The organism is Phyllobacterium myrsinacearum (genome assembly GCF_002980555.1).
GTDB lineage: Bacteria > Pseudomonadota > Alphaproteobacteria > Rhizobiales > Rhizobiaceae > Phyllobacterium > Phyllobacterium myrsinacearum.
In genome coordinates this window covers 1-336 of sequence record NZ_PVBT01000029.1, presented here as the reverse complement: position 1 = coordinate 336, position 336 = coordinate 1, and the positions used below count along the sequence as shown (strand labels likewise).

General features: G+C 66.4%; 1 protein-coding gene. It reads right to left on the bottom strand.

The genetic code is table 11. The features are described 5' to 3' along the window. Nucleotides 1-336 (bottom strand): autotransporter outer membrane beta-barrel domain-containing protein (locus C5750_RS26225; protein ID WP_146118193.1); only part of this gene is annotated, 336 nt, incomplete at both ends.

The window sequence follows — 336 nt, the reverse complement described above, 5'->3', positions numbered from 1 at the left end:
AGCTTTCGCCGCCGCTGGCAAAGGCAAACTGCGCCTCTGGTGCCACATCGCCATAGGCATGGCGCCAGCCGGCCATGCCGCGCGCCGTGACGGTGGTGGCATTGCCAAGTGTGAAGGCGCGCGAGGCGCGCAGCCCCAGCGTCGTCGTGGTCAGATCTGTCGTTGCCGCTGGCGCCGACAGGGCAGCGATGCCGCCGGTCTCGCTAAAGCCATCGGTCTTCAGATGGGTATAGGCGGCTGCGGCAAAGGGTTCGACGGCGGCATAGGGCGTATCGATGCGGTAGGCGGCTTCACCGAACAGCTGCACCGTGTTGGCGGCATAACCGGCACTTTCCG